The organism is Alterirhizorhabdus solaris (genome assembly GCF_007785815.1).
GTDB lineage: Bacteria > Pseudomonadota > Alphaproteobacteria > Sphingomonadales > Sphingomonadaceae > Alterirhizorhabdus > Alterirhizorhabdus solaris.
The window spans coordinates 1-2,081 of record NZ_VNIM01000202.1 but is presented as its reverse complement, the minus strand read 5'-3'; the positions used below and the strand labels follow the sequence as shown (position 1 = coordinate 2,081).

Below are 2,081 nucleotides of genomic sequence, written 5' to 3'. Positions count from 1 at the left end.
GCGCGGGGTCATACCACGGCGTTAAGCAAGCCGTGTGCCAGATCGGGAGGGGCTGTGTCAGCTGCGGATGGAGATCAACCTCGCTCACCCTGAGGAGCCATTGAGCGAAGTCGAAATGGCGTCTCGAAGGAGGGTGACAGCCACGTCCTACGAGACGGGTTCCCTCTGGGGATAAGCGTTCACGGGATACGGGATGGACTCAGGCGTGGCCGACGCCCCGCCGACGCGCGCGTCAAAAAATCGTCAGGCGCGCATCATGCCGTTGCGGCCGTACGCAAGGCCGGCGGCGACGCGGCCGCTGCCGGCGGCGGTGAGGCGCTCGATCTGGCGGCGGGGGCGGTCGGCCAGATACACGGTGCGGATGCGTGCCGCCTCGGCCAGTTGCAGCGCGTGGGTTACGCGCGTCACCACGCTCGGCGCGTCGCGCCAGCCGGCCACGCCCTTCAGCCCGCCGATCGCCTCGGCGAAGCCGGTCAGCGCCTGCTCGATCGCCTCGGCCTCGTCGCCGTCCAGCGCCGCGATCAGCGACTCCTGGCTGGCGATCAGCCGGTCCAGCACCATCTCGCTCATCCGCGCGGCAGGATGTCGATGTCGATCATCCGGTTGGCGATCGCCTGGATGTCGAGCGAGTAGCTGCCGTTCTGGATCGCCGCGCGGATCTTGGCGATCTTGTCCGTGTCCACCGGCGGGCCGGCGGCGGCGAGATCCGCCGCCGGGTTCGGCACCACCTGTTCGGCCTCGGTCTTCACCGCGACCTTTTCGACCGCCGTGCTCTTCTGCACGCCCTGGCTGCGGACGGTATCGACCGCCCCCGTGCCTGTCGGTCCGATGCTGTTGATCATCTTTCCATCCCTCCGCGTTACCGCGTCCCAGTCTCTCATAGCTGTATAACGACAGGATCGGAGATGTTTTAAATCAGGGAAGCCGAACCGTCCCGGCGGCCACCACTTCGGCCATGATCGGCGGCTTTGCGCGGTCCCCGCGAACGCGGATGCGGTCGCCCGGGGCACCGTCCTGTTCGGCGATCACCAGGGTGCTGACGGAAAATCCGCTGTCGCCCGCGATCAGGTCGAGCGGATCGCCGCGCCGGACCACCGCCGCCTCGCGCATCGGTTGCCGGGCGGGCGGCAAGGCGTTGCCGGATGCCGGCATGGCCCTGCCGCCCTCGCTGCCGCCGCGCACCAGCGGCACGCGGATGCGCCAGCCGATCTCCGCGCAGCGCAAGGTGGCGGCGCCCAGCGCGGGGGGATCGATCACCACCTCGCCGGGACAGGCGGCCAGCTTCAGCCGCCGGTCGAGCGAGACGGTGGGGCCGCCGGGCGCGCCGATATCGGCCCCCAGCGCGATCACGAGCCGCCGCTCCAGCGCGTCGAGATTCTGCAGGCCGGCGGCGAGCGCAGGGGCCGGCAGCAGGGCCAGAGCGAGAAGAAGGATCTTGGTCGGGTTCACGGGCAGGCCTTTTGCGATTTAACCATAGTTCGCAAGAAGCGCGCCAGTCGCCTGGCCAGGCCGTCTTCAGCCGCGCGGGGCGGTGGTGATGCGCAGCGTCTGCGCGGCGCGATGCCTGCCGCCGCCCATCGCGGGGATAGAGAGCGTGACATGCGCCTCGCTTAAGCCCCCGGCCCGCACCGCCCGGCCTGTCGCCGCCACGCGCGCGGCAGCCAGCTCCCACCCGTCCAGCCGGGCGGTCGCGGGGTCGAGGCCGTCGCTGACGATCAGCACGTCCGCCCCCGCCGCCGCCGCCTGCCGGCCCAGGCCCCCCAGCCAGCGCGCGGCCGGCGCGGTCAGCACCGCCTCGCCCGGCTCGAACAGCAAAGCGGCGCGGTAATCGGTGCGGGCGGCGGCGGGCGCAGGCTCGCCGAACGCGGCGCGCATCCCCTGCGCCACCCGCTTCGGGTCGCCTTTCTGGGCGTTGAGGATCACGAAAAAGCAAAGCAACAACAAACACAAGTCGGCAAAACTGAGGATCCAGCGCGGCGGCGCGCGGTGGCGGATGGGGGCGGCGGCGGCGCTCATGCCGCCTCGCGCAGCACGGGCGGGGGCAGCGGGCGCGGGCCTGCCGCAACCGCCGCCACCACGGG

4 protein-coding genes are annotated in these 2,081 nt (G+C 71.4%); all 4 read right to left on the bottom strand.

The features are described 5' to 3' along the window. Positions 1-243: 243 nt before the first annotated feature. The gene (locus FOY91_RS21270; RefSeq protein ID WP_145156061.1) at positions 244-570 is read right to left on the bottom strand and encodes a hypothetical protein; all 327 of its coding nucleotides are present in this window, start codon (positions 568-570) and stop codon (positions 244-246) included. Continuing rightward, positions 567-842, bottom strand: coding sequence for a flagellar biosynthesis anti-sigma factor FlgM (gene flgM, locus FOY91_RS21265; RefSeq protein ID WP_145156059.1), 276 nt, complete (start codon positions 840-842; stop codon positions 567-569). The genes FOY91_RS21270 and flgM overlap by 4 nt, the downstream gene beginning before the upstream one ends. A 73-nt stretch (positions 843-915) precedes the next feature. Continuing rightward, positions 916-1,449, bottom strand: a complete 534-nt coding sequence (locus FOY91_RS21260) for a flagella basal body P-ring formation protein FlgA (protein ID WP_145156057.1) — start codon at positions 1,447-1,449, stop codon at positions 916-918. A 66-nt stretch (positions 1,450-1,515) separates the two neighbouring features. Continuing rightward, positions 1,516-2,081 (bottom strand): flagellar motor protein MotB (locus FOY91_RS21255; RefSeq protein WP_238995838.1); only part of this gene is annotated, 566 nt, incomplete at its 5' end.